The organism is Micromonospora sp. NPDC049114 (assembly GCF_040648635.1).
Taxonomy (GTDB): domain Bacteria; phylum Actinomycetota; class Actinomycetes; order Mycobacteriales; family Micromonosporaceae; genus Micromonospora.
The window spans coordinates 420,611-445,020 of sequence record NZ_JBEZEA010000002.1 but is presented as its reverse complement, the minus strand read 5'-3'; the positions used below and the strand labels follow the sequence as shown (position 1 = coordinate 445,020).

Sequence of the window (24,410 nt, the reverse complement as noted above, 5' to 3'; positions counted from 1 at the left end):
AACACGTGCCATCCAGGTAGGACGCGACGAGCCAACGTGATCGCCGCGCCGATGGCCTTATGGAGGTGGCTATGCGCGGCGACGAGACGGCGAGCAAGGGTGAACAGGTTGAGGCGAGCGAGCGGGAGGCTGCCAAGCAGCGCCTCCTGGATCAGGCCGAGGCGGAGCGTGTACCTGTGGACGACACGACCCGTGCGGTCCCGGACCGGCGGTGGCAGCGTGAGCAGCGATGACCTCCCCATCGGTCGCCGGGTGGCCGGTTGGCGGGTGCGACGGTCGATGACGCAGCAGATGCTTGCCGATCGGTTGCGCAGGTCGAAGAGCTGGGTGGACAAGGTCGAGCGGGGCGTCCGGCCTCTGGATCGGTACTCGGTGATCCAGGAGGTGGCCGGCGTCCTGCGGGTCGATCCAGAGGTGCTGCTCGGTCAACCGCCCAGCGCCCCGGCGAGCACACCGGCCGGAGTGGACGACATCCGAGCCGCCCTCGCGCGCTACGACACCCCGCCGACCTCGCTACACATGCATGAGCTGAGGCGTCAGATCGGGCACGCCTGGTTGGCCTACCAGCACGCGAACTACCCGCAGTTGGTGCGGGCGGTGCCGAGCCTGCTCGACGCCGCCCAGGGCGCGGGGTCGCCGGAGGTGCTGACGCAGGCGTACCGCGTCACCGCTCTGCTGCTGGTCAAGCTCGACGAGGCCGACCTCGCCTGGCTGGCCGCCGACCGGGCCATGGGTGCTGCCCAAGACGCCCCAGTCCTCGCGGCGACAGTGGCTGTCGCAGTGGCTCAGGCGCTGCGCGCGTCGGGCCGGGACCGCCTGGCCCTGTCGGCGACCCTGACAGCGGCCAACCGAACCCTTCCACCGGCACTCCACGTGGGTGATCAAGAGGTTTGCGGCACTTTTGGAGATCAAAGTCGACCCGAACCTCTTGATCAGCGGGGCGGGAGCGAGGGCGGGGGACAGCGCCGGGGAGACCGTCGAACCTGGGCGGTCGGTGGGACGTTGCTGGTCCAGGCCGCGCTGGCCGCCGCTGGGTGCGGCGAGCACCGCCGCGCAACCGAGCTGATCGACCGGGCCGCGGGCGTCGCCGTCGACCTGCGGGGGTACGACGACTCGTGCGGCACCAGCTTCGGGCGGCCGGTCGCCGTCGACATGGCTCGGGTGCTGGTGGCGGCGCAGCGGGGTGACGCCGACAGCGCACTGGCACGGCACACGACGATCGTTCGACGGGAGGTGTGGCGGCGGTTGCCGGCCGAGTATCGGGGCGCCTACCTGCTCGACGCCGCGCGGATTTACCTGCACGCCGGTGATCTGCGCGGGGCGGCGCGAGCGCTCGTCGACGCGGACAGTGTCGCGCCGGCCGAGGTTCGGTGGCGGCCGTTGGCGCGTACTCTCATCGCCGATGTCGCCCGTGCCAAGCCGGCGCCGGCCGGCGTGGCCCGACTGGCGACGCTGGTCGGGCTTACCCGGTGACGGACGTGCGTCGGCTTCCATCCGCCACGCCGTCTCGACCTTCGCCAGGAGGCGGGCTCCTGCGGGGTCGCCCTCAGTCCTGAGGGCTGAGGAAGTCGGTGATGAGAGTAGCGAGCTCCTGTGGGCGTTCGGCGACCATCGCGTGGCTGGCGCCGGCGAGGTGCCGCACCCGCAGAGACGGGTTGTCCACAGTGGCAAGCCGATCGGCGGTGACCTTGCGGTACGCCTCGTACAGGCTGTGGAACGGCTGTTGTTCGGGCAGGTCCTCGGTGGCGAGGACGAGCAGCAGCGGGCAGCGGGCGTCGCGGTAGGCGGGCATCAGGTCGAGGGAGTCCATGGCGTCCCGGAGCTGCCGGGTGAGGTCCGGGGCGGGCCGCAGCTGGCTGCGGCCGTCGTCGCCGGGCACGAGGTTGCGTTCGAAGGCCGCGACCCAGTCGTCGGGTGCGGCTCCGTAGCGCTGGGCCATGGCCCGCTGCCCCGCACGCATGGCGGCCACCTGTTCAGCGGTTAGCGGTTCGGCCAGCATCGCGGCCATCCCGTCGAAGACGGCCCGCAGCTTTGCCAGCTCGGTCTCGGCCTGCTCCGGATCCAGCCCGGCGAGCTGGTCCGGACGGTTGAGCGGCGGATTGCCGTCGAAGCTGACGACGCCGGGGCACTCCGGGTGACGCTGCGCCCAGAGGGTGGCGAGCATGCCGCCGAGGGAGACGCCGACCACCGCTGGGGACGTGAGGCCGAGGTGATCGGTGACGGCGGCCAGGTCGGCCAGTACGTCGTCCCAGCGCCACGGGCCGTCTCCAGACCGGCCGTGACCACGCAGATCGACGGTGACCACCCGGTAGGTCGGGCGCAGGTGCTCGGCGAGGGTGGTCATCTGGGCGAGGTTGCCGCCGGCGCCGTGAAGGAGCAGCAGCGGTTGTCCGGGTCCATCGAAGTCGCGGATCGCGATGGGCACGGACCCGGAGTCGACAAAGGTTTCAGGCACGTCGGGTTCCTTCGTTGAGCAGTCGGTCGCGTACGGAGGTCGAGCGCACGCCGCCTTCGGGGTGGCGGGCGAGCTTGTCGCGGGAGACCAGGTCGTGGACGCCCTGGCGGGTGATACCGAGCATGGCGCCGGCCACCGCGTACGACACGGATTCGGCGGTCGGGTGGCCGACACGTCGCGCGACGGCCTGGCCGAAAGGACTGCGCCACCAATCGATGGGCGGGTCGAACGGTCCGTCCCCCGGGTAGAGGGTGGAAATCGCGCGCATGATCACGCCGACGGCGGCCCGGTCGTCGCCGCTGACGATCGTGGCGGCCCAGGATCGCGCCCGCTCCCGGATGACGGCGCGCAGCGGGTCGATGGCGTCGTGGCCGTCGACCAGGATTTCGAGGGGGTCGAGCAGGCGGATGTCGATCAACCGGATGAGATGCTCGGTCAGTTCCTCGTCGGTTGGCGCCATGCTGCCTCCTCCGCCGCTACTTGACGCTCATCGTCAAGTACTTGACGTCGAGCGTCAAGCACGGTGGCGTGAGCACGGTGGGCGGTGCGGTCGACCGGCGCCCCGTTCACCGACGACTGACACGGCATTTCCATAAAGGCTGAATATAAAACTGCTATGCTTCGCGTGTGAGTCATCACGACACCACTGCTGAGGCGTCCGCCGCTATCGGGGCAGCCCTCTACGCCCTGGCCACCAGGGCCGCGAGACGCCTGCCCCGGGACATGAGCCTGACGTCCGCCGCCACCCTGGCCACCCTGGACCGGACCGGCCCGCGGCGCATCACCGATCTGGCTGCGGTCGAGGGCGTCACCCAGCCCGCGATGACCACCCTGGTCCGGGTGATGGAGGAGTCCGGCCTTGTCGAGCGGCGCAGCGACCCGTCCGACAAGCGGGTCACGCTGGTGTGCCTGACCGAGGCCGGCGCCTCCTATGTCCGGACGCGCCGCCAGGCGGGCGTCCACGCGTTCGAGCGGTTGATCGGCGAGCTGACCGGCGACGAGGTCGAGGCGCTGGTGGCGGCCCTTCCGGCGCTGAAGCATCTGGCAGAGCTCGAAAGCCAGGACCGTGAAGGGTCGAGGCGGTGACCGGGCAGCCGGTCGGCGGGGGCGCGGTGCAGGCGGTCCCGGTGGCGCGGTCCGAAACGCCGCTGCTGGTCCCCGCCCTGGTGTTCATCGCTCTGGTCGTGGCGGCGGTCGCCAGCCTCGGGACGCCGCTCATCACCAGCGTGGCGACCTCGTTCCACGTCTCGCTCGGCAGTGCGCAGTGGACGCTGACCATCGCGCTGCTCAGCGGCGCCGTCGCCACACCGGTCCTGGGCCGGCTCGGAGCCGGCCCGCACCGGCGGGCCACCATCCTCGCCACGCTGGCTGTCGTCGTCGCGGGCAGCGCGCTCACCGTGCTGCCGTTGCCGTTCGCGTGGCTGCTGGTCGGCAGGGCGGCCCAGGGCGTCGGGCTCGGGCTGACGGCGCTGATGATGGGCGTGGCCCGGGACCACCTTCCGGAGGAGCGCGGCGCGGCCGTGATCGCCCTGATCTCGGTGGTCTCGATCATCGGGGCCGGCGTCGGCTACCCGCTGGCCGCACTGCTCGCCGAGCTCGGCGGGGTACGGGCCGCCTACGGCCTCGGCCTGGTCGTCACCGCCGCCGCCCTCCTGACCGCGTGGCGCTCCATGCCCGAAGCCCCCGAAGGCCGCTCCGCCCACGTCGACGTGACAGGCGCTGTCGTCCTGGCCGCTGCGTTGCTCCTGGTGCTGTTCCTCGCCGGCGAACGCAATCTGTGGAGCAGGCACCTCGCCGTGGCGGCGGGCCTCGCCGTCGTCGCGGTGGTGCTGCTCTGCGTCTGGGCCGTCATCGAGCTGCGCAGCACGACGCCTCTGGTCGATGTGCGGGCGGTGCGGCACCCGGCGGTCGCCGGGGCGAACCTCGCCATGTTCGTCGGCGGGATCGGCATGTACCTCCTGCTCACGCTCATCACCCGGTACGCGCAGACGCCGCACGGCGCCGGTTACGGCTTCGGGCTGACGACCTTCGTCGCCGGGCTGGTCCTCATTCCGTTCTCGGTGCTGGGGTTCGTCGCCGGCAAGCTCACGCCACGGGTCCGGACGCGGATCGCCGACCCCCTGCTCCTGGCCGGCAGCGCCGTCGTGGTCGGCGGCGGGTTCGCCCTGTTCGCGGCGACCCGGTCGGACCTGATCGAACTGTTCGTGGCGATGGGCGTGCTCGGCTTCGGCGTCGGCGGCTTCTCGGCCGCGATGCCCGGCGTCATCCTGGCCGTCACCCCCAAGAGCGAAACGTCCAGCGCCATGAGCTTCAACTACGTCGTCCGCAGCGTCGGGTACTCCCTGGGCAGCGCCATCGGCGGCCTGATCCTCGCCGCGGGCACCGGCCCCGGCCACCGCTTCCCCGACGACAGCGCCTACACCACAGCGGCGCTGGTCGGCATCGGCGCCATGGCGATCACCACGCTGACGAGCCTCGCTCTCGCCCGCCGACGCTCGTCCGAGACCAACCCGTAAGCCAGACGCACTCATCCCCACACTGGAGGTTCCATGCCCAAGGGCTACTGGGTCAGCGCCTACCGCACCATCTCAGACCCGGAGAAGCTGGCTGCCTACAACGCGCTGGCCGCTCCGGCCGTCGCGGCCGGGGGCGGTCGGGTCCTCGTCCGTGGCGGTCGGGTCGTGGCGCATGACGCCGGAATCGCCGAGCGCACCATCGTGATCGAGTTCGACAGCTTCGCGCAGGCCGTCGCGGCGCACGAGAGTGCGGCCTACCAGGAGGCGCTTGTCGCCCTCTCCGACGCCGTCGAGCGCGACTTCCGCATCGTCGAGGGCATCGACTGACCGACCGAGATGTCGGCGCGGGCGCCATCCTGCCTGGTCCAAATCGGTTGTTCACTCGGTAGCCGCTGGTTACGGTGCCTCGCGTGCCTGGCGCGGATTGGCGGTGAGGCGAGTGGCGAAGAACAAGCCGCCGTTCAGGATGAAGGCGATGCTCAGGCTGGAACGCGGCACCGCGACCGCCGCCGACACTCTGCGCCGCTACGCTCCGCTCGCCGACGAGCTCGGCGCTGACGGGATCGACATCGACGTCGACCGCGCGGACCTGCTGCTGTCGGGCTACCGGGTCGCCAGGAACGAGGAACGCGCCATGCACGCCCTGGCGCAGCCGCTGCTGCACCGCTTCGGCTGGCGCGATCAGGATTTCCGCTACTCGCGCAACGTCCGCTACGCCGAGACCGACGTACCCCCGTCCGGGCCGCCCGCCACCCGCCTGGTGATCGATCGGGCCGACCAGGAGCTGGGCTGGGAGGGCGCGACCCACGGCTCCGGCCTCACCCCCGACCGCACCCTGGACATCGGGCCGACCGAGGCCGAGGTTGTCGCCCGGCTCTTCGTCACCGTTCCGGCGGACACGATCGCCGGGAGCGTGCAGGAGCTGGGGCCGTGGCTGACCCGCGTCGAGCCGGCCGCCGTCAGCGTGGACCCGGGCCGTGCGGCCCTGCTCTACCTCGCCCGCGCCGACCTGCGCACCGAGGCGGAGAGGCTGGGCATGGGCCCGGTCGAGACCGGCCGCATCGAGGCGGACGCCGAGCACGTCATCGAGACCGCGACGGCCACCGACGGCACGACCCTCTGGCTGCGCCGGGGCACCGACCCGGTCTCCCGGCACTGGCCCGGCATCATCGAAACCCGAGAGCTGGTCATCCGCGACTCCTACCCGGACTAGTCAGCTCACTACCCGCGGAACCACCCGATCGCCGGCGCGCTGGAATGGTCGGGCCGCAGCTCCCAAGGATGATCGCGGTGCCAGGCAGCAGCCGCGTCGGCATCAACCGGACCATGGGCACAAGCGGGCGTGTGTACGCACCCAGGCCCACCCACCACTGCCACAAAATCGCGGTGCTCCGCCCACTCCGCTCTTGCCTGCTCCTCGGAGATCGCATGGAGCACGTAGCAGCGCCGTTCCTGATCAACGGGACAGTCGCGCTCGTCCGCAACGGCGATGAACCAGTACTCCCGGCCGTCGAGCAGCGCGAGACCATCCAACGGTCCGTCGTAATAGTCGGCGAACCACAGCATCTGCACGCCGGTCATCTCCGTCAGACCGTCCAGCACGGATGGCTCATGCACCGATGCACCGTATACAACGCCCCGAGGGCCGGCGGATGGTGCTACGGGTCAGCCGGCTAGCGCGGCGCCGATCGCCCGCACCTGCGCCGGGGCGACCGACGCCCAGTAGTCGCCGTCGTGGCAGCCCACCCCGATGGTCACCACCTCCGGGTCGGGCAGCCGGTCCCGCAGTGTCTCGACCGCGCCCGCGAACGGGTCGGCCGCGCCGATCGCGATCCGCACCGGCAGGCCGGCGAACTGCGCGGCGCGGGCCGTCACGTCGTACCGGGCCCACTCGTCGGGACCGTCGAACGCGCCGGCGTTGACCCGCTCCGCGTCGGCGTACGAGCGGAAGATCGCCGGTGATGTGGCAACCACCGTCCGGAACCGGTCCGGATGGGTCAGCGCGGCGAGCAACGCGCCGTATCCGCCCATCGACCAGCCGGCCACCGCGACCCGGTCGGTACGCAGGCCGCGCCCGGCCAGCAGCGGCAGGAACTCGTCGACGAGCATGCCGAGCGGGTCGTCGGTGGCGTGCGGATGCCAGTAGCCGTCCCCGCCGTCCGGTGCGGCCAGCGCGAACGGGGGCACCCCTGCCGCGAGCGCGCCGGCCAGGAACTCGGGATACCGGGCGGCGGTGACGGCGGAGCGGGCGTCGGCCGCGTACCCGTGCAGGGCCAGGCAGACGGGTAGCCGGGCGCCCGGGGCGTACCCGGGTGGGTAGGAGATGGCGAAGGCCACCTCCCGGCGGCGTGCCGCCGAGCAGAAGCTGCCGGTGACCGGCGGTTGGGGTGTGCCCTGCGGCGCGGTCGGCGGTGCGGCGTCGCAGCGACCCAGCGCGTGGTCGAGCACCGACCGGCCGGGCAGCACCTCGGCGTCGACCAGGGCGATGCCGGCCGCGCCGAGCGCGGTGACGCCGCCGCCGGCGGCCACCAACTGGAGGATTCGGCGTCGACTGATCGGCATCCGGTCACCGTAGTCGCTGCGCTCAGCTCAGAGGGGTGTTGAACTTGAGGTTCGGTGGCGGCTGTTGGCGCGTACCCTCATCGCCGATGTCGCCCGCGCGCAGCCGGCGCCGGCCGGCGTGGCGCGGCTGGCGTCGGTGGTCGGCCTCACCCGCTGACGGACTCGCGTCGGCGCAGGTCCTCGGCGGGGTTGATGGTGCGGACGGGGTCTGGGACCGGGCCGCGTCGCCGCCACTCACGCGGGTAGCCCAGCGAGACCTCCTCGAACCGGACGCCGTCGTAGAACGTGGTGCGGGGGATGTGCAGGTGCCCGTAGACCATCGTGGACGCGCCGAAGCGTAGGTGCCAGTCGCGGGTGCGGACGGTGCCGCACCACTGGGCGAACTCCGGGAACCACAGGACGTCGGTGGGTTCGCGCACCAGCGGGTAGTGGTTGACCAGCACGGTCGGCAGCGCCGGGTCGCGCTCGGCCAGCCGGCGTTCGGTCTCGGTGATGCGGGCGTCGCACCACGCCTCCCGGCTCGGGTACGGGTCGGGGTGCAGCAGCGCCTCGTCAGTGCAGACCACCCCGGCCGCGTACGCCAGGGCCAGCGACTCCTGTTTCGTGCTGGCCTGGGGGACCCGGAACGTGTAGTCGTAGAGCACGAAGAGCGGGGCGATCGTGGCGGGCCCGCCCTCGCCGTCCCACACCGGGTACGGATCCTCCGGGGTGACGACTCTCAGGCGCCGGCACAGCTCGACCAGCTCGCGGTAGCGGGTCTCGCCGCGCAGGTGCTCCGGGTCGCCGGGTGGCGTCCACAGCTCGTGGTTGCCGGGCGCCCAGACCACCCGGGCGAAGCGGTTGCTCAGCAGGCCGAGAGCCCACTCGATGTCGGCGAACCGCTCGGCCACGTCACCGGCGACGAGCAGCCAGTCGCCGGGGTGGTCCGGCCGGAGCTCCTGGACGAACGCGCGGTTCTCCGCGTAGCTGATGTGCAGGTCGCTGACGGCTCGCAGCCGGGGCGAAGGGCTCACGCATCGAGGCTAGGCCGCCGCGGCCGGATCGGGGCACTCCGATCGGGTCGCGTCGCCGGCCGACCGCTCAGCAGAACCAGCCGTCCTGCACCCAGCCGCGTCGGTTGATGTACCCGTAGGCGAAGCCGTAGACGTAGCCGCCGCTGCGGGGACCTTCGACCAGGAACGTCTGACCCGCGTAGAGGGTGCCCATCCATGCGCCGTTGGGCTGCGTGCGGACGAACAGGTCACTCGCGCACACCGTCTCCCGCTGACCGATGGTGCCGTTGGCGGCCTGCGCCGGCGCCGGTGCGGCGAGGGTCGCGGCGACGATCCCGGCCAGCACGCCGGCCGTCACCCGGGCCCTCACCATGAGTCGTACCCGCCGATGCACTCGGAGCGCAGGTAACCCCAGTCGTTCGGGCTGAAGTCGAAGGTGGCCGCCCACCCGTTGTAGACCGGATGCGCGCCCGGGGTGTGGCCGATCTTGTTGCCGTAGACGAGCGTGCGCTTCAGGCCGGTGGGGCCGCCGGCGGAGTCGTAGTTGGCGTAGAAGCTGGCGCTCTGGCAGATGACTATGGCGTGCCGTGGCACCACCGGGTCGGCCTGCGCCGGCGTGCCGCCCAGGGCGGCCACCGCCGCTCCGACGGCCAGCGCCGCGGGGACTTTTCGAAGCATGCCCACCTCCCGTACGCCGAAACTTTCCTACCGGCGACCCTACCGACGAGGTTGATAAATGTCGATGCCGGGACCGGCCGTCCGGAGCGGGCCGGCGGGCCTGGGCGACGGCGCTCGGCCGCATATCCGGCGACCCGACGGGAAAGCGCGGGGCGTCCGACAGCCCATACCGGAGCAGGAGAAAAACATGCCTTTCATTACCGTGGGGACGGAAAACTCCGCACCCATCGACCTGTACTACGAGGACCACGGATCCGGTAAGCCCGTGGTGCTCATCCACGGCTTCCCGTTCAACGGGGCAACGTGGGAGAAGGAAACCAGCGTGCTGCAGAACGCCGGATACCGGACGATCACCTACGATCGACGCGGTAACGGCAACTCGGCGCAGCCGGCCTTCGGCTACGACTACAACACGTTCGCCGCGGACCTCGACGTGCTGATGACCGAGCTGGACCTCAACGACGCCACCCTGATCGGTCACTCGATGGGCACCGGCGAAGTCGTCCGCTACCTGGCCAACTACGGCTCCCAGCGGGTCAGCCGAGCCGTGCTGCTCAGCCCGCTGCAACCGATGTTGGCCAAGGCCGACGACAACCCCGAGGGCGTCGACCGCAAGCTCTTCAAGGGCTTCCAGGACGCCATCATCAAGGACCGCTTCGCCTATCTGACGTCGTTCTGCGACGCGTTCTTCAACCCGGACCAGAACATGGGCAAGCGGGTCAGCGAAGAGGCGTACCGGGCGCACTGGCAGATCGGCGCCATGGCCTCCGGCAAGGCCACCCACGACAGTGTGGACGCCTGGCAGGAGGACTTCCGGCAGGACCTGCCGAAGATCAATATTCCGGTGTTGATCGTGCAGGGTGACCAGGACCGGGTGCTGCCCTACCCGGTGACCGGCCAGCGGCTCGGCCCGATGATGCCGACCGGCACGCTCATCACGCTCAAGGGGGCGCCGCACGGCATCCCGTGGACGCACGCCGACGAGGTCAACAAGGCGATCATGGACTTCATGAAGCAGCCGGCCAAGGCTCGCGCCTGAGGGGTACCGGTAGCCGATCGGACGCCAGCGTCACGATGACGCTGCGGCACCCGACCCTCTCCGGGTCGGGTGCCGTCGGCGTTCAGGGCCGGCGGGCCACGACAGCGCCGTTGGCGCCGGGGGCGTCGAATGGCACGGTACGGACGTCGACGAACCCGGCGTCGGTGAGCCACGCGCCGTACTCGGCCGCCGAGTAGTTCCGGCCGCCCTCGGTCTCGACAAGCATGTTCATGCCCATCAGAGCGGCCTCCGGTGGCCCGGTGCGCTCATCGTTGAGCAGCAGCTCGCAGACGACGATGGCACCACCGGGCGGCAGCGCCGCGTGACAGCGGGCCAGCAGCGCGCGGTTAGTCGGCTCGTCCCAGTCGTGCAGGATCATGCTGAGCAGGATGACGTCGTGCCCGTCCGGCAACGCCGGATCGGCGAGGAAGTCGCCGGGCACCGCGTCGATGCGATCGGTCAGACCGGCCTCCGCGATCCGCTCCCGCGCCCGTACGCAGACGTGCGGCAGGTCCAGGACTGTCGCCCGCAGCTCGGGCAGCCGGCGGCAGAACTCGATCGGGAACGCGCCGGCCCCGCCGCCCACGTCGAGCAGCCGGCGGTGCCCGGAGAAGTCGTACGCCTCGGCCAGCGCGCTCGCCGTGAAACTCGACGTCGAATACATGGCATCCCAGAACTGCGCCAGCATCAACGGATCCTCGGTGTCGAACATGGACTGCTGGGACTCCGGGTCCCAGGTCAACGGCCGATCGGTGCGCAGCGCCTCGCCGATGCGGTGCCACGGCAGGTAGGTGCGCAGGTCGGAGTAGCGGATCTGGGCGCCGAAGTAGTAGGGCCGACCCTCGACCAGGAACTGCTCGGCCAACTCGGAGTTGCGGTAGCCGTCGCCGGCCTTCTCCAACAGGCCGAGCGAGGCGCACGCGGCGAGCAGCAGGTCCGCCGGCCGGTCCGGCAGCCCGAACTCGGCCGAAGCCTGCTCGACTGTCATCGTCCGTCCACCGGCGAGCCGGGTGAACAGACCGAGGTCGACGCCGGCCGCGAGGGTCTTGAACCCCCACACGCCGGCCACCAGCTGCATGAGGGGAGTCGGGGTGACCATGGCGACATGAGATCACACATCACGCGTTTCCACGATGGACTGTCACGCCCGGATCAGCGTCACCAACCCCGCGGCCACCAGCACGCCCGCCCAGAGCCGGTCGACGTTGAACCACGCCCGACGCAGCACCCCGACCCCGAGCACCTGGTAGACCAGCACCGCCACGACCAGAGCGGTGCCCAGCATCGCCACTGTGTGCACGCCCGCCGCGGCCAGCCCGGGCAGCGCACCGAGCGGCGCGGCGGCCAGGTGCCCGGAGTGACCTCCGGGCACCGGCTCGGCGACCAGCACCGGCAGCAGCATCAGCCCGGCGCCGTGCGCGGACGACATGAGGAACGACCATCCGGTGAGCTGCGCCGCCGACAGCCGCATCCCCGCCCAGCGGAAGTGCCGCTCGGAGAGCAGCCGCCACAACCCGAAGCCGACCAGCAGCAGGCCGCCGACCACTGCCAGGGCGGTGCTCGCCGTCACCGACCTGGTAGCGGTGACCAGGGCCGCGACGATCGCCACCGAGGCGAGATGCCCCGCCGCGATCGGCGGCAGGGCGCGCAGCAGCGCCATCCGGCTGCGCTCCTGCAGGCCCCGGGCCACCGCGAACAACCACCCCATCGCCGGGTTCAGACCGTGGAACGCGCCGAGCGCCGCCAGCGTCGCGAGCGTCCCGAGGGTCACGGGAAGCAGTACGAGTCGGAGGACGCGTCCCCACCCTGCAATCGCGTCTGGTGCACGCGCAGCCCCCGGAACTCGTCGCCGTGCGGGAAGAACCGCACGTCGGGGGTGAGGCCACCGGCGTCGACATCCACGTCGAGCTTGGCCAGCCAGGCGCCCACCCCGTCGGGATAGAACTGGTCGTCCCACGAGCCGTAGAGGGAGTTGCTGACGTAGACCCGCCGCCCGTCGCGGCTCACCTCGACCATCTGCGGCCCACCGGCGAGGGCCTCGTCGGGCGCGGACGGGTGCGCCGCGCGCCGGACGATCCCGCCGAGGTGCACCGAGCCCGTCTGCACCGGGTGCAGCGGGTCGCTGACGTCGTACTGGCGCAGCTCACCCGTGCCCCAGCAGGAGACGTAGAGGAATTTGTCGTCCACCGACAGGTCGATGTCGGTCACCAGCGGCGGCACCGCGCCGAACGGCTTGAGCAGGTCGGGCAGCTCTGCCGGGTCGGCCGGCTCGGCCGGAATGTCGATCACCTTGGTGACCGCCCAGGCATCCCCGTCGCGGTGCCACAGCCAGATCGAGGCGGACAGGTCCTCGACGCTGATCACCACCCCGACGAACCCGTACGACTTCGTCGGATCGTGCGCCGGGCGCAGCTCCAGCGGCATCTGGTACTGATCACCCAGGTCGACCCGCTGCACGTGCCGGCGTTTCGCGAGGTCCCAGAAGTGGATGGCGTGACCGTAGCGCCGGCCCAGCAGCAGCTCGCCGACGATCCCGTCCTCGATCATGGACGGGGTGCCCCACTCGCTGGTGACCAGCACGTCCTGGGTGAGGTGCCACCACACGTCGTACGCCAGGAACTGCGGGCCCCGGTCGGCCTCCCACGCCCCGCGCACGTCGAACGTGGTGTGGTCCAGGATCGCGATGCCGCCCGGGCCCTCGGCGCCGTCCGCGCCACCGAGGGCGGAGAGGTAGATGCCGTCCGGGCCGCAGTGCACGGTGTGCGGCCGGGAGTAGCCGGCCCGCTTCGCCAGCTCCTCCGGCCCGATCACCTTGACAACCTGCGGCTGGCGCGGGTCGGGCTGCGTGTCGATGACGTGGATCCGCGACGAGCGCAGGCCGGGCACGATCAGGTAGCGCCGCTCGACGTGCGGGTGCGGGGCGGTGGGGCAGAGCGCGCTGCTGCACGCGTTCCACCCGAAGTGGTGCACCTCGTCGCCGAGGTGGGGCAGGTCGGTCCAGCCGACGACCCGGCCGTAGTCGGGGGAGTCGGGGTCGGTGTCCAGCACCGCGATGGCGTCGGGGCGGCTGGCCGTACGGTCGAAGGCCGCCACGTAGGCGAGCTTCTCCGCCGGGGCGGTCGCGGCCTGCGACGGTGACGGGTAGAAGGTGGGGTCGGGCGTCCAGCGGGTCATCGTGTCTCCGCTTCCTCAGGTGGTGGGAACGCCGAGTCGGTCGAGCAGGTGGCGGCGCAGCGCGCCGAAGCCCGGGTCGTCAGGCGTACGGGTGGGTGCGAGGTCGACGGGCAACTCCGCGGCGATGCGGCAGTCGTCGAGGAGCAGAATCCGGTCGGCGAGCAGCAGTGCCTCGTCCACGTCGTGGGTGACCAGCAGGGCCGCGAAGCCGTGCTCGGCGCGCAGCCGGCGCAGCAGCACCTGCATCCTGAGCCGGGTGAGCGCGTCCAGGGCGCCGAACGGCTCGTCGAGCAGCAGCAGGTCCGGTTCGCGGACCAGGGCGCGCGCGACGGCCACCCGCTGCGCCTGCCCGCCGGACAGCTCGGCCGGCCAGGCCCGGTGCCGCTCGGCCAGGCCGACCTCGCGCAACGCCCGGTCGATGCGCCCGGCGGTGTCCGGGCCGGACAGGCCGAGCCCGACGTTGGCCGCCACCCGCTTCCAGGGCAGGAGCCGGTGTTCCTGGAAGACCACTGCGGCGGTGCCGTGCACGACTGTCTCGCCGCTGGCGTCACCGTCCAGGCCGGCGAGAACCCGCAGGAGGGTGCTCTTGCCGGAACCGCTGGAGCCCAGCAGGGCCACCACCTCGCCCCGCGCGATGGTGAGGTCGACCCCGGCCAGCACGACCGTCGGCCCGAACGCCCGGTGGATCGCGTGGGCGGTCAGCACCGGCGTCGTGCCGATCAGGTGGCCCGCAGTCCGCGTCGCCATGTCAACATCCTCCTCTCCGCAACGCGCAGGGCAAGGTCGGATATCAGCCCGAGCAGCGCGTAGACGAGCAGGCCGAGGACCACGACGTCGGTCTGGCTGAACTCCCGCGCCTCCATCATCAGAAAGCCGATGCCGGTCTGGGCGTTGACCTGCTCGCCGACGACGAGGCTGAGCCAGGCGGCCCCGATCGCGAGGCGCAGGCCGAGAAAGAGCGACGGCAGCGCGCCGGGCAGCACCACGTGCCGCAGCCGGGCGGCCGGCCCGAGCCCGCAGGCGCGGGCCGCCTCCACCAACCGTTCGTCGATGTCCCGGATGCCGGCGTAGGTGTTGAAGTAGATGGGGAAGAACGCGCCCAGGGCCACCAGGCTGATCTTCAGCGACTCGCCGATGCCGACCCAGATGATCAGCAGGGGAACGAGGCCCAGGTGCGGCAGCATCCGGGCCATCTGCACCGGCGGGTCGACCAGGTCGTCGCCGAGGCGCAACAGCCCGGCCACCGCGCCCAGGACCAGCGCCAGGACGCCGCCGATGAGCAGCCCCGCCCCGGCCCGGGTGAGGGAGTCCACGAGGTGGACGGCGAGCGTGCCGTCGCGGGACAGCCGCCAGCCGGTGGCGAGCACGTCGCTCGGCGCGGGCAGCTTCTCCGGCGCCAGCACGCCGGTCCGGGCGGCCAGCTCCCAGCCCAGCACCAGCACGACCGGGCTGACCAACCGCCGCCACCGCCGCGCCGGCCGGGGCCGCCGGGGGTCGGGCGGAGCGGCGGCAGCGGCCTCCGGCGGCGTTTCCAACAGCTGTGTACGGCTCACTGGAACACCGCGCTGAAGCGGTCGTCCACCCGGCTCCTGATGTCGACCGGTCCCGGTATGAGGTCCAGTGCGATGAAGCTGTCGGTGATCGCCTGGAGCTCGTCGCCGATGGCCGGGGTGACCGGGGCGAGCGGCTTGGCACTGCGGTCCAGGGCGCGACTCGTGACGTCCTCCGGAATCTTCAGCTCCGGCGCGAGCGTGCGGGCCCGCTCCTGCGGGTTGGCGATGCCCCAGTCGGTCACCTCGCGGTAGCGCTGCAGGAAGGCCCGGATGTCGTCCGAGCGCTTGGCGACCGCGTCGGGGGCGGCCAGCACGTACTCGCGGTTGCTGGCCAGGCCTGTCGCGTCCGCGAGCACCCGCACGCCCGGCTGCTCGGCAAGCGCGAAGTACGGGTCCCAGATCACCCAGGCGTCGACCTGCCCGCTGTCGAACGCGGGTCGCCCCTCGGCCGGCTTGAGGTACTTGACCTTGATGTCCTGCAATGTCATCTTGTTGGCCTCCAGCAGCCGGACCAGCAGCCAGTGCACGTTGGAGCCCTTGTTGAGGGCGACCGTCTTCCCCTTGAGGTCGGCGAAGCTGCGGTAGCCGCTGTCGGCCTTGACCAGCACCGCCTCACCCTGCGGGATCGGCGCCGAGGTGCCGATGATGGAGAACGGGATCTTCCCGGCAGCGGCGAAGACGGGTGGCGCCTCGCCGACCTGTCCGATGTCGATCGACCCGGCCTTGAGCGCTTCGGTGAGCGCCGGCCCGCTCTCGAACAGCGACCACTCGACGCCCGGTGTCTCGCCGCGCGCCTTGACCAGACTCAGCCCTCCGAAGCGCTGATAGCCGATCCGCAGCTTGCCCGCGCTGCCTCCGGCGTCGGCGGACCCGCCGCAGGCGCTCAGGGCGACTGCGGCAAGCAGGACCACTGCGGTGAACGCGGCTGTCAGCAGGCGGCGACGCGGGGGATGACTCGGCGAGGGGGTGCGCATGGCGGCTCCTTGGGTCGGGCAGGTGTGCCGGGCCGCATCGACCGGCGTGGGGTGGCGTGGGCGGTAGCCTACTAACCCGATAGGTTTTATGGGTAGGCTGTCGGCGGGATCGTCCCACCCCTCAGGAGGTGCCGCCTCACCGCGCGCGCCGCCCGCACCCGCTCCGCCGCGCACTGGAGGAAAGAGCCCCGATGACCCTCACCTTCCACTGGTTCCTGCCCACCAACGGCGACAGCCGCGACATCGTCGGCGGCGGCCACGGCGTGCCGACCGGAGCCGCCGGAGGCGCCCGCCCGGCCAGCGTGGCGTACCTCGGGCAGATCGCCCGCACCGCCGAGCAGCTCGGGTTCGTCGGGGCGCTCACCCCGACCGGTGCGTGGTGCGAGGACGCCTGGCTGTCCACGGCGATGCTCACCGAGGTCACCGAACGCCTGAAGTTCCTGGTGGCCTTCCGGCCCGGCCTGACCTCACCCACCCTCGCCGCCCAGATGGCCTCGACGTTCCAGCGGCTGTCCCGGGGCCGCCTGCTGCTCAATGTGGTCACCGGCGGCGAGTCGCAGGAGCAGCGGGCGTACGGCGACTTCCTGGACAAGGACGCCAGGTACGCGCGGGCCGACGAGTTCCTGCACGTCATCCGCGCGCTGTGGCGGGGCGAGACCGTCGACCACCACGGCACGCACCTGCGGGTCGAGCAGGCGCGGCTGCACCGGCTGCCCGACCCCGTGCCGCCGGTCTACTTCGGCGGCTCGTCCGCCGCCGCCCTGCCGGTGGCGGTCCGGCACAGCGACGTCTACCTGACCTGGGGCGAGCCGCCGGCCCAGGTCGCCGAGAAGCTGGACCGGGTGCGGGCGCTGGCCGCCGACGCCGGTCGGGACCTGCGCTTCGGCATCCGGCTGCACGTCATCGCGCGCGACACCGCCGACGAGGCGTGGGCACAGGCCCGCCGCCTGCTCAACGGCATCGCCGAGGCCGACATCCGGGCCGTGCAGGACGGGCTGCGCCGCAGCGAGTCCGAGGGGCAGCGCCGGATGCTCGACCTGCACGGCGGCTCCCGCGACAGCCTGGAGGTCTCGCCCAACCTGTGGGCCGGCGTCGGACTGGTCCGGGGCGGCGCGGGCACCGCGCTCGTCGGCAGCCACCGCGAGATCGCCGACCGGATCGCCGAATACCACGCGCTCGGCATCGACGAGTTCATCCTCTCCGGCTATCCGCACCTGGAGGAGGCGTACTGGTTCGGCGAGGGCGTGCTGCCGATCCTGCGCGAGCGCGGACTGTGGCGGCACCCCGACGGCCAGCCGGGGCCGGCGGACGACGTCGACATCCCGTTCGCCGGGACGTCGACACCGCGCCCGGCCCCGGAGCCCGTGGCGGCCCGCTGACCGGCCCACCGCCGGGACCGTCGGACTTGTCGTGCCGTGCTATCACGGAGGCACATCCGCGAGCTGGTGGTGATCGCGTGGACGAATGGGCAGCCGACGCGCCCGCACCCGACGACAGGCAGCTGCCTCGACGCGCAGTTCGTCCGCCGCGCGTCGTCCTGTTCCGCGAAGACCTGATCGAGGTCGCGGACGACAGTCCGGTATCCCGGGAACGGTGGTCCGCATCGTCCGCCGACGATGACCTGCTGTTCGTTGACGACGAGCCCGACAGCACGAGGGCCGACGTCGTCGACTGGTCGGACGAGGGCGACCCGGTCGACGCGGCCGAGGCCGCCGACGGACCGTACGCCGTCCCGTGGTGGGTCACCCATGGGGAGCACATCGACGCGACGACGCGGTCCAACCGCAGGGAGCATGGGAACCGGCTGCACGGCATCGTCGCGGGCTACGACACGTTCTGGGACCACGTCGACGTTGATCCGCAGTCGGTGGTCCCCACCGTACGGGACGCGAAGATCGCGCTGGCCTGGCGGGACGTCTCGCTGCAGTTCCTGCGGACGCCGGGACCGCTACCGCTCCTGTTCGGCGCGGTGGTGGCCGCCGTCGCGGCGTTCGCCATGGTCGGCGGGCCGCTGGCTCACCGGCTGGTGGCCGCCGCCACGAGCCTGTCCGTCGGGGTCGTCCTCGCCCTGGCCGTCTCGCGCCTCGCCGTCCCGTATCGCGGGGCGGCCGTCGGCGGCGGTGCCGCGGTCGCGGCGTGCGTCGCGGCGTCGGCCGTCCCCACGATCCAGGCGACCCGCTGGTACGACGTCCTGGTGGGGCTCGCCTTCGCGGGCGCTGGCCTGCTCTTCGTCGCGCTGTGGCCGGTCGTGCGGGCGTGGCGCGTCGAGCGGGAGCACTGGACCCGCCCCGACGTGGCCCTGATCGCCGCCCTCCTGGAGTTCGCCGACCACGTCGAGTCGGATCCGGCACCACCGGAGCGGCGTCGTGTCGTGGAGGCACTGGACCGCGCCGCCACCACGTTCGAGTTCGCGTGGCATCGCGTCAACCGGACGGGTGTCGACGCCACCGACCGGCAGCTGCGGGCCTGGGCCGGCCGGATCCGCGCCGAGACACGGGAGCTGCAACGGTGGTACGCGTTCGACGCCCCGTCGAAGGTCTACCTGCTCCTGCGTACCTACCTGCTCATCCAGGCGATCGTCAACCGCTACTCCCTCGACGACCACGAGGAGGGCTGGGTACGGCACGGCAGCTGGCGCCGGCCACCGACATCGGCGATCGCCCGGCTGTGGGTACGCGGCAAGCGGTCCGGTCGGTACGTGCGCCAATGCCTGCTGGCCGCCGTTCTCGCCAGCGTCGCCCTGCTGCTGCTCGCGGTCACGGTGTGGAGCGCCGTGCCGACCTTCGTCGGCGTGCACATCTCCCGCGACCTCGGCTCGGCGCTGAACTTCGACCCGACGATGCGCGTGTTCGTCGCCACGATCAGCGTGTCGTTGTTCGCCGTGGCCGGGCGCGCGTTCACCCACCGGCGCTGAACCGACCGGCCGGTGCGTGCCCGACAGGCCACGTCCTAGCCGGAACGCCCGACCCGGGCACGGGCGATCCGGCGTGCGGCGAGGCTCACCGCCGTACTGCCCACCGCCATCCCGACCAGCACCAGAACCGCCCCGACGACCCACAGCCCGCTGTCGTCGCGCGACGCGGCCTGGCGTGACCAGGCGGCGGTGAAGGCGACAGTCATCACGGGGGCCACCAGCCACGGGCTGAGTCGCCACGCGGCCAGGGCGGCCAGCAGCACGAGCGTCAGCACGCAGCCGATCACCTGCCACGGCTCGTACGGGCCGCTTGTCGCGCCGGTCCGCGCGTCGACCGTGTAACCGGTGTCCCAGCCCAGCCAGAGCAGCCACACCCCGACCGTGGCCACCGCCAGGAACAGCGCACCGAACAGTGCGTGCGTACGCCTCGTCGCCGTCATCGGGCGATCATCTCCCGCCGTGACCCGGGCGGGAATGAGTACCCGTACCCCGTCGACGGCGTCAGGCGCCCGGTGGCCGACGCGACGTAGCCCGCGTACGCCTGGGCGGGGTTGCCGCCGTAGCCGGGGCGTCGCCGCCGATCCCGAACGGACTGTTGCCCCGGCCGGTGACGATCCTCTACGGTCTGCTCAAGCGGTGGGCGGTGCGGTCCGCATCCGACCGGACACCGCCGGATGCCCGTCGCGCGGGCCGGGATGGTGGAGTCCCGGGCCACCCCGTCGACTGTGGTTCCGGCGGTCGTGTGACTCCAGCTCGTCCCCGGGTGGCTGCTGCCCGGCGCGGCTCCGTACGGAGCCGACGGCGAGCCGGACACGCCGATCCCCACCGGAGAGTCCCGTGTTCCTCAGCCCCCACGAGCAGGACCGCCTGCTCGTCCACGTCGCGGCCGATGTCGCCCGCCGCCGCCGCGAACGCGGCCTGCGCCTCAACTATCCCGAAGCCGTCGCGATGATTACCGCCTTCCTGCTCGAAGGCGCCCGCGACGGTCGGTCGGTGGTCGACCTCATGTCGGCCGGCCGGACCGTGCTCGACCGCGACGACGTCCAGGACGGCATCCCCGAGCTGCTGAGGGAGGTGCAGGTGGAGGCGACGTTCCCGGACGGCACCAAGCTCGTGACGGTGCACCACCCGATCCCGTGATCCCGGGGGAGATCCTGCCGGCGGCCGGCCCGGTCGAGATCAACGCGGGTCGGCCGGTGACCACGGTGGTCGTGGTCAACACCGCCGACCGGCCGGTGCAGGTGGGCTCGCACTACCACTTCGCCGAGACCAACCCGGCCCTCACCTTCGACCGGGTCGCGGCCTGGGGGCAGCGCCTGGCCGTACCGGCGGGCACCTCGGTCCGTTTCGAGCCGGGCGTGAGCCGCAGCGTCGACCTGGTCCCGCTCGGCGGCGCGCGCATCGTGCCGGGCCTGCGCGGGGAGTGCGCCGGGCCGCTGGACGAGGCGTCCCCGACCGGGCCGACCAGCGACGGGCCGGCGCGATGAGCGCCGTGCGGCGGGACCGCTACATCGACCTGTACGGGCCCACCACCGGCGACCGCATCCGACTGGCCGACACGAGCCTGCTGATCGAGGTGGAGACCGACCACTGCGTCGGCGGCGACGAGGCCGTCTTCGGCGGCGGGAAGGTGATCCGCGAGTCGATGGGGCAGTCGCGGGCCACCCGCGCCGACGGCGCCCTCGACACCGTCATCACCGGCGCCGTCGTGCTGGACCACTGGGGTGTGGTCAAGGCCGACGTGGGGCTGCGTGACGGGCGGATCGTCGCCCTCGGTCGGGCCGGCAACCCGGACACCATGCCCGGCGTCCACCCCGACCTGGTCATCGGCCCGGCGACCGAGGTGATCGCCGGCAACGGCCGGATCCTCACCGCCGGTGCCGTCGACACCCACGTGCACTTCATCTGCCCGCAGATCGTCACCGAGGCGCTGGCCAGCGGCATCACCACGCTCGTCGGCGGCGGTACGGGCCCCGCCGAGGGCACCCGGGCCACCACTGTCACGCCCAACGCCTGGCACCTGGCCCGGATGCACGAGGCGCTGGACACGCTGCCGGTCAACGTGCTGCTGCTCGGCAAGGGCAACACCGTCTCGCCGGAGGCGCTGTGGGAGCAACTGCGCGCCGGCGCGGGCGGTTTCAAACTGCACGAGGACTGGGGCACCACCCCGGCGGCGATCGACGCCTGCCTGCGGGTGGCGGACGCCTCCGGGGTCCAGGTGTCGATCCACACCGACACCCTCAACGAGGCCGGATTCGTGGCCGACACGCTGCGCGCCATCGGCGGGCGGGCGATCCACTCGTACCACACCGAGGGAGCGGGAGGCGGGCACGCGCCGGACATCATCACGGTGGCCAGCGAGCCGAACGTGTTGCCGTCGTCGACCAACCCGACCCGCCCGTACACCCGCAACACCCTCGCCGAGCACCTGGACATGCTGATGGTCTGCCACCACCTCAACCCGTCCGTGCCGGAGGACCTGGCGTTCGCCGAGAGCCGGATCCGACCGTCCACCATGGCCGCCGAGGACCTGCTGCACGACCTCGGCGCGATCTCCATCATCGGCTCCGACGCGCAGGCGATGGGCCGGGTGGGCGAGGTGATCCTGCGAACCTGGCAGAGCGCCCACGTCATGAAGGAGCGGGTGGGCGCGCTGCCGGGCGACGGCGCGGCCGACAACCACCGCGCCCGGCGGTACGTGGCGAAGTACACGATCTGCGCGGCGATGGCCAACGGACTGGAACGGGAGATCGGCTCGGTCGAACCGGGCAAGCTCGCCGACCTGGTGCTCTGGGACCCGGCGTTCTTCGGCGTACGGCCGCACCTCGTGCTCAAGGGCGGCATGATCGCGTACGCCCAGATGGGTGACGCCAACGCCTCCATCCCCACCCCGCAGCCGATGCTGCCGCGCCCGATGTTCGGGGCGTACGGGGCCGCTGCGGCGGCCACCAGTCTCACGTTCGTCGCGCCGGCCGCCCTGGACGCCGGACTGCGCCTGGACGTACGACGGCGGGTCGTGCCGGTCGCCGACGTGCGGTCCCGGGGCAAGGCCGACCTGCCGGAGAACAACGCGATGCCGCACATCGAGGTGGACCCGGACACCTTCACGGTGCGGATCGACGGCGAGGTGGTGGAGCCGGACCCGGTGCCCCAGCTGCCGATGGCACAGCGGTACTTCCTGTTCTGATGGCGACGTCGAGCCTGCTCCTGTTGCTGGCCGACGGGCGCTTCCCGGCCGGCGCGCACGCGCACTCCGGCGGCCTGGAGGCGGCCGTCGCCGCCGGCCGGGTGAACGACCTGGCGTCGTTGGAGTCGTTCCTGGTCGGCCGGTTGACCACGGCCGGGCTGGTCGGCGCGGCGTTCGCGGCTGCGGCGCACCGGGTGGCGTCGCCGGTCGGCCTTACTGCCGCCGAACGAGCCCCGGCCACCGCCCGGCCGGTCGGCCGCGGCCATCCCGCCGGGCGGGCGGGTACGCCTGCCGATCACACCGGGGGGTCGGGTGCGCCTGCCGATTCCGCGGAACGGGCGGTTGCGCTGGCCCGGCTCGACGCGGAGCTGGACGCGCGGACCGCCGCTCCGGCGCTGCGCGCGGTGTCCCGCCGCCAGGGGCGGGCGCTGCTGCGCGCCGGACGGGCCATCTGGCCACGGGCGCCGTTCGGTGACCTGCCCGCCACACCTCAAGGAGCGCACCAGCCGCTGGTGCTCGGCCTGCTCTGCGCCGCCGCCGGGCTGAGTCGCACCGAGACCGCCACGGTCGCCGCTTACGGGACGGTGACCGGTGCGGCCAGCGCCGGCGTACGTCTGCTCGGCCTCGACCCGTACCACGTCCAGGCCCTGCTGGTCGGTCTCGCCGACCTCTGCGACGGCACCGCCGCCGACGCGGCCCGGGCCGCCGACGATCCACCCGAGCGGCTGCCGGCCGCCGCCGCCCCGCTCGCCGACATATCCGCCGAAGTCCACGCCACCTGGGAGGTGCGTCTCTTTGCGTCCTGACACTGTTGAGCCGACCGCTGTACCCGCCGCTGCATCCGCCGCCGGGCCGGTCCCGCCGCACGACGAGACAGTTCCGCACACCCACCCCGAACCGGGGGTGGACCCGCACCCGCCGCTGGCACGGTCGGGCCGGGCGCTGCGGGTCGGCATCGGCGGGCCGGTCGGGTCCGGTAAGACCGCCCTGGTGGCCGCCCTGTGCCGGGCGTTCGCCGACGAGTTGCGGCTCGGGGTGGTGACCAACGACATCTACACCACCGAGGACGCCGACTTCCTCAAGCGGGCCGGCGTCCTGGACCCGGCCCGGATCCGCGCTGTGGAGACGGGGTGCTGCCCGCACACCGCCATCCGTGACGACATCGGCGCCAACCTCGACGCCGTGGACGAACTGGCCGAGGCGCTCGGCCCGCTGGACCTGGTGCTGGTGGAGAGCGGCGGGGACAACCTGACCGCCACGTTCAGCCGGGGCCTGGTCGACCGGCAGATCTTCGTGGTCGACGTGGCCGGCGGGGACAAGGTGCCGCGCAAGGGCGGGCCCGGGGTCACGTCCGCCGACCTCCTCGTGATCAACAAGACCGACCTGGCGCCCATGGTGGGCGCCGACCTCGCGGTGATGGACCGGGACGCGCGGGCCCGGCGTGGCGACCTCCCGACCGTCTTCCTGTCGATCGTCGGCGACGCGACGGCGGCTCGGGTCGCCGACTGGATCCGCCACGAGTTGGCCCACCACGCGGTCCTGCACCCCGTCGCCGCGCCGGCCGGCCCGGCCTGATGCGAGCGTTCGCCCGGCTGGTGGCCCGGGCCACCAGCCGGGGCGGCACGGTCCTGACCGAGGTGCACGGCGAGACGCCGCTGCTGTTGCGGCAGACGCCGGGCGATGCCGGCGTCGCGACCGTGCACGTCGTGGGCGGGGCCGCCGGCCCGCTCGCCGGCGACGACCTGCGCCTGGAGATCGACGTGGGGCCGGGAGCGGCGGTACGGGTGCACAGTGTCGCCGCGTCGGTGGCCCTGCCCGGCCGGCCCGGCGCGGTGTCGCGGATGGCGGTGCGGGCGGTCGTGCACGACGGCGCCGCGCTGCACTGGCTGCCCGAGCAACTCGTCGCGGCGGCCGGCTGCGCCCACCTGGCCGAATCCCGGATCGAGCTGGCCGCCGGGGCGCGGCTGACCTGGCGGGACGAGTTGATCTGCGGCCGGTACGGCGAGTCGCCGGGCGGTGCCGTCGTGCACACCCGGGTCGACTACGACGGCCGGCCGCTGCTGCGCCAGTCACTGGCCGTGGGACCGCAGGCGCCCGGCTGGGCCGGCCCAGCCGTGCTCGGCGGGGCGCCGGCCACCGGCTCGCTGCTGGTGGTGGACCCGTCGCGGCCCGTCGAACCGGCGGCGGTCGACGGGACCGTCGCCCGACTGCCGCTGGCCGGGGGCCCGGCGACACTGTGGACCGCGACCGCCCCGGACGCGCACACCCTGCGCGCCCACCTTCGTGGGTAGGTGAGCCCTCCCCGGCCCGATGTTCGGCATCTCGGCTCCGGCGGGCTGGGGAGCCTCCTATCCTCGAGAGGATGT

Annotated in this window: 29 protein-coding genes; 15 read left to right on the top strand and 14 right to left on the bottom strand. The window is 72.5% G+C overall.

Features of this window, described 5'->3' with window-relative positions; all coding sequences use genetic code 11:
* Window positions 1-71: 71 nt before the first annotated feature.
* Together AB0B39_RS09700 and AB0B39_RS09695 are read left to right on the top strand one after the other, a co-directional pair.
* On the top strand, window positions 72-233 hold the full coding sequence (locus AB0B39_RS09700) for a hypothetical protein (RefSeq protein ID WP_357574013.1): 162 nt from the start codon (window positions 72-74) through the stop codon (window positions 231-233).
* Complete coding sequence (locus AB0B39_RS09695; protein ID WP_357574012.1) at window positions 220-1,473, top strand: helix-turn-helix domain-containing protein; 1,254 nt, start codon at window positions 220-222, stop codon at window positions 1,471-1,473. The genes AB0B39_RS09700 and AB0B39_RS09695 overlap by 14 nt, the downstream gene beginning before the upstream one ends.
* A 73-nt stretch (window positions 1,474-1,546) precedes the next feature.
* Here AB0B39_RS09695 and AB0B39_RS09690 read toward each other — a convergent pair whose 3' ends face one another.
* Together AB0B39_RS09690 and AB0B39_RS09685 are read right to left on the bottom strand one after the other, a co-directional pair.
* On the bottom strand, window positions 1,547-2,455 hold the full coding sequence (locus AB0B39_RS09690) for an alpha/beta hydrolase (RefSeq protein ID WP_357574011.1): 909 nt from the start codon (window positions 2,453-2,455) through the stop codon (window positions 1,547-1,549).
* Window positions 2,448-2,915 (bottom strand): hypothetical protein, encoded by a 468-nt coding sequence (locus tag AB0B39_RS09685; protein ID WP_357574010.1) that lies wholly within the window; start codon window positions 2,913-2,915, stop codon window positions 2,448-2,450. Before AB0B39_RS09685 ends, AB0B39_RS09690 begins: the two co-directional genes overlap by 8 nt.
* A gap of 263 nt (window positions 2,916-3,178) precedes the next feature.
* Between AB0B39_RS09685 and AB0B39_RS09680 the strand changes: the two genes are divergently transcribed.
* The 4 genes from AB0B39_RS09680 to AB0B39_RS09665 all read left to right on the top strand — a co-directional run bounded on the left by AB0B39_RS09680 (window position 3,179) and on the right by AB0B39_RS09665 (window position 6,184).
* A complete protein-coding gene (locus AB0B39_RS09680) occupies window positions 3,179-3,541 on the top strand; it encodes a MarR family transcriptional regulator (RefSeq protein WP_255786965.1) in 363 nt (120 codons plus the stop codon).
* On the top strand, window positions 3,538-4,971 hold the full coding sequence (locus tag AB0B39_RS09675) for an MFS transporter (protein ID WP_357574009.1): 1,434 nt from the start codon (window positions 3,538-3,540) through the stop codon (window positions 4,969-4,971). Before AB0B39_RS09680 ends, AB0B39_RS09675 begins: the two co-directional genes overlap by 4 nt.
* Before the next feature lie 33 nt (window positions 4,972-5,004).
* Window positions 5,005-5,298 carry a DUF1330 domain-containing protein gene (locus AB0B39_RS09670; RefSeq protein ID WP_234583779.1) on the top strand — a complete coding sequence of 98 codons (294 nt, stop codon included), beginning with the start codon at window positions 5,005-5,007 and terminating at the stop codon, window positions 5,296-5,298.
* Between the two features lie 112 nt (window positions 5,299-5,410).
* Entirely contained in the window at window positions 5,411-6,184 is a 774-nt protein-coding gene (locus AB0B39_RS09665; RefSeq protein ID WP_357574008.1) for a hypothetical protein, read from the top strand.
* Between the two features lie 8 nt (window positions 6,185-6,192).
* On the opposite strand, the gene AB0B39_RS09660 is transcribed toward AB0B39_RS09665, so the two are convergent.
* The 5 genes from AB0B39_RS09660 to AB0B39_RS09640 form a co-directional block, all read right to left on the bottom strand.
* Window positions 6,193-6,588 carry a hypothetical protein gene (locus AB0B39_RS09660; RefSeq protein ID WP_357574007.1) on the bottom strand — a complete coding sequence of 132 codons (396 nt, stop codon included), beginning with the start codon at window positions 6,586-6,588 and terminating at the stop codon, window positions 6,193-6,195.
* A 48-nt stretch (window positions 6,589-6,636) separates the two neighbouring features.
* Window positions 6,637-7,533, bottom strand: a complete 897-nt coding sequence (locus AB0B39_RS09655; RefSeq protein WP_357574006.1) for an alpha/beta hydrolase-fold protein — start codon at window positions 7,531-7,533, stop codon at window positions 6,637-6,639.
* A gap of 146 nt (window positions 7,534-7,679) precedes the next feature.
* Window positions 7,680-8,546, bottom strand: a complete 867-nt coding sequence (locus AB0B39_RS09650) for a metallophosphoesterase (protein WP_357574005.1) — start codon at window positions 8,544-8,546, stop codon at window positions 7,680-7,682.
* Window positions 8,547-8,613: 67 nt separating this feature from the next.
* Window positions 8,614-8,898 (bottom strand): hypothetical protein, encoded by a 285-nt coding sequence (locus AB0B39_RS09645; protein WP_357574004.1) that lies wholly within the window; start codon window positions 8,896-8,898, stop codon window positions 8,614-8,616.
* Window positions 8,892-9,203 carry a hypothetical protein gene (locus AB0B39_RS09640; protein WP_357574003.1) on the bottom strand — a complete coding sequence of 104 codons (312 nt, stop codon included), beginning with the start codon at window positions 9,201-9,203 and terminating at the stop codon, window positions 8,892-8,894. Before AB0B39_RS09640 ends, AB0B39_RS09645 begins: the two co-directional genes overlap by 7 nt.
* Window positions 9,204-9,390: 187 nt before the next feature.
* Here AB0B39_RS09640 and AB0B39_RS09635 point away from each other — a divergent pair, with 187 nt between their 5' ends.
* Entirely contained in the window at window positions 9,391-10,242 is an 852-nt protein-coding gene (locus tag AB0B39_RS09635) for an alpha/beta hydrolase (RefSeq protein ID WP_357492244.1), read from the top strand.
* 82 nt (window positions 10,243-10,324) lie between these two features.
* Here AB0B39_RS09635 and AB0B39_RS09630 read toward each other — a convergent pair whose 3' ends face one another.
* The 6 genes from AB0B39_RS09630 to AB0B39_RS09605 are packed head-to-tail and all read right to left on the bottom strand — an operon-like array spanning window position 10,325 to window position 15,943.
* Window positions 10,325-11,341 carry a methyltransferase gene (locus AB0B39_RS09630; RefSeq protein WP_357574002.1) on the bottom strand — a complete coding sequence of 339 codons (1,017 nt, stop codon included), beginning with the start codon at window positions 11,339-11,341 and terminating at the stop codon, window positions 10,325-10,327.
* A gap of 42 nt (window positions 11,342-11,383) precedes the next feature.
* The gene (locus tag AB0B39_RS09625) at window positions 11,384-12,013 is read right to left on the bottom strand and encodes a hypothetical protein (RefSeq protein ID WP_357574001.1); all 630 of its coding nucleotides are present in this window, start codon (window positions 12,011-12,013) and stop codon (window positions 11,384-11,386) included.
* Window positions 12,010-13,416, bottom strand: a complete 1,407-nt coding sequence (locus tag AB0B39_RS09620) for a selenium-binding family protein (protein WP_357574000.1) — start codon at window positions 13,414-13,416, stop codon at window positions 12,010-12,012. The genes AB0B39_RS09625 and AB0B39_RS09620 overlap by 4 nt, the downstream gene beginning before the upstream one ends.
* A gap of 15 nt (window positions 13,417-13,431) precedes the next feature.
* On the bottom strand, window positions 13,432-14,163 hold the full coding sequence (locus AB0B39_RS09615; protein WP_357492236.1) for an ABC transporter ATP-binding protein: 732 nt from the start codon (window positions 14,161-14,163) through the stop codon (window positions 13,432-13,434).
* Window positions 14,136-14,969, bottom strand: a complete 834-nt coding sequence (locus AB0B39_RS09610; RefSeq protein ID WP_357573999.1) for an ABC transporter permease subunit — start codon at window positions 14,967-14,969, stop codon at window positions 14,136-14,138. The genes AB0B39_RS09615 and AB0B39_RS09610 overlap by 28 nt, the downstream gene beginning before the upstream one ends.
* The gene (locus AB0B39_RS09605; protein ID WP_357492232.1) at window positions 14,966-15,943 is read right to left on the bottom strand and encodes an aliphatic sulfonate ABC transporter substrate-binding protein; all 978 of its coding nucleotides are present in this window, start codon (window positions 15,941-15,943) and stop codon (window positions 14,966-14,968) included. Before AB0B39_RS09605 ends, AB0B39_RS09610 begins: the two co-directional genes overlap by 4 nt.
* Window positions 15,944-16,134: 191 nt before the next feature.
* Here AB0B39_RS09605 and AB0B39_RS09600 point away from each other — a divergent pair, with 191 nt between their 5' ends.
* Window positions 16,135-17,322, top strand: a complete 1,188-nt coding sequence (locus AB0B39_RS09600; protein ID WP_357573998.1) for an LLM class flavin-dependent oxidoreductase — start codon at window positions 16,135-16,137, stop codon at window positions 17,320-17,322.
* 77 nt (window positions 17,323-17,399) lie between these two features.
* Window positions 17,400-18,857, top strand: coding sequence for a hypothetical protein (locus AB0B39_RS09595; RefSeq protein WP_357573997.1), 1,458 nt, complete (start codon window positions 17,400-17,402; stop codon window positions 18,855-18,857).
* Between the two features lie 35 nt (window positions 18,858-18,892).
* Here AB0B39_RS09595 and AB0B39_RS09590 read toward each other — a convergent pair whose 3' ends face one another.
* Window positions 18,893-19,297, bottom strand: a complete 405-nt coding sequence (locus AB0B39_RS09590; protein ID WP_357492226.1) for a hypothetical protein — start codon at window positions 19,295-19,297, stop codon at window positions 18,893-18,895.
* Window positions 19,298-19,694: 397 nt separating this feature from the next.
* Here AB0B39_RS09590 and AB0B39_RS09585 point away from each other — a divergent pair, with 397 nt between their 5' ends.
* The 6 genes from AB0B39_RS09585 to AB0B39_RS09560 are packed head-to-tail and all read left to right on the top strand — an operon-like array spanning window position 19,695 to window position 24,335.
* A complete protein-coding gene (locus AB0B39_RS09585) occupies window positions 19,695-19,997 on the top strand; it encodes an urease subunit gamma (protein WP_234583798.1) in 303 nt (100 codons plus the stop codon).
* Window positions 19,994-20,344 (top strand): urease subunit beta, encoded by a 351-nt coding sequence (locus AB0B39_RS09580; protein WP_357492224.1) that lies wholly within the window; start codon window positions 19,994-19,996, stop codon window positions 20,342-20,344. Before AB0B39_RS09585 ends, AB0B39_RS09580 begins: the two co-directional genes overlap by 4 nt.
* Entirely contained in the window at window positions 20,341-22,044 is a 1,704-nt protein-coding gene (locus tag AB0B39_RS09575) for an urease subunit alpha (protein WP_234583799.1), read from the top strand. Before AB0B39_RS09580 ends, AB0B39_RS09575 begins: the two co-directional genes overlap by 4 nt.
* Window positions 22,044-22,850: an urease accessory UreF family protein gene (locus tag AB0B39_RS09570; RefSeq protein ID WP_357573996.1), complete on the top strand. Its 807-nt coding sequence runs from the start codon at window positions 22,044-22,046 to the stop codon at window positions 22,848-22,850. Before AB0B39_RS09575 ends, AB0B39_RS09570 begins: the two co-directional genes overlap by 1 nt.
* On the top strand, window positions 22,840-23,619 hold the full coding sequence (gene ureG / locus AB0B39_RS09565; RefSeq protein ID WP_357573995.1) for an urease accessory protein UreG: 780 nt from the start codon (window positions 22,840-22,842) through the stop codon (window positions 23,617-23,619). The genes AB0B39_RS09570 and ureG overlap by 11 nt, the downstream gene beginning before the upstream one ends.
* On the top strand, window positions 23,619-24,335 hold the full coding sequence (locus AB0B39_RS09560) for an urease accessory protein UreD (RefSeq protein ID WP_357573994.1): 717 nt from the start codon (window positions 23,619-23,621) through the stop codon (window positions 24,333-24,335). The genes ureG and AB0B39_RS09560 overlap by 1 nt, the downstream gene beginning before the upstream one ends.
* The last annotated feature ends 75 nt before the right edge of the window (window positions 24,336-24,410 follow it).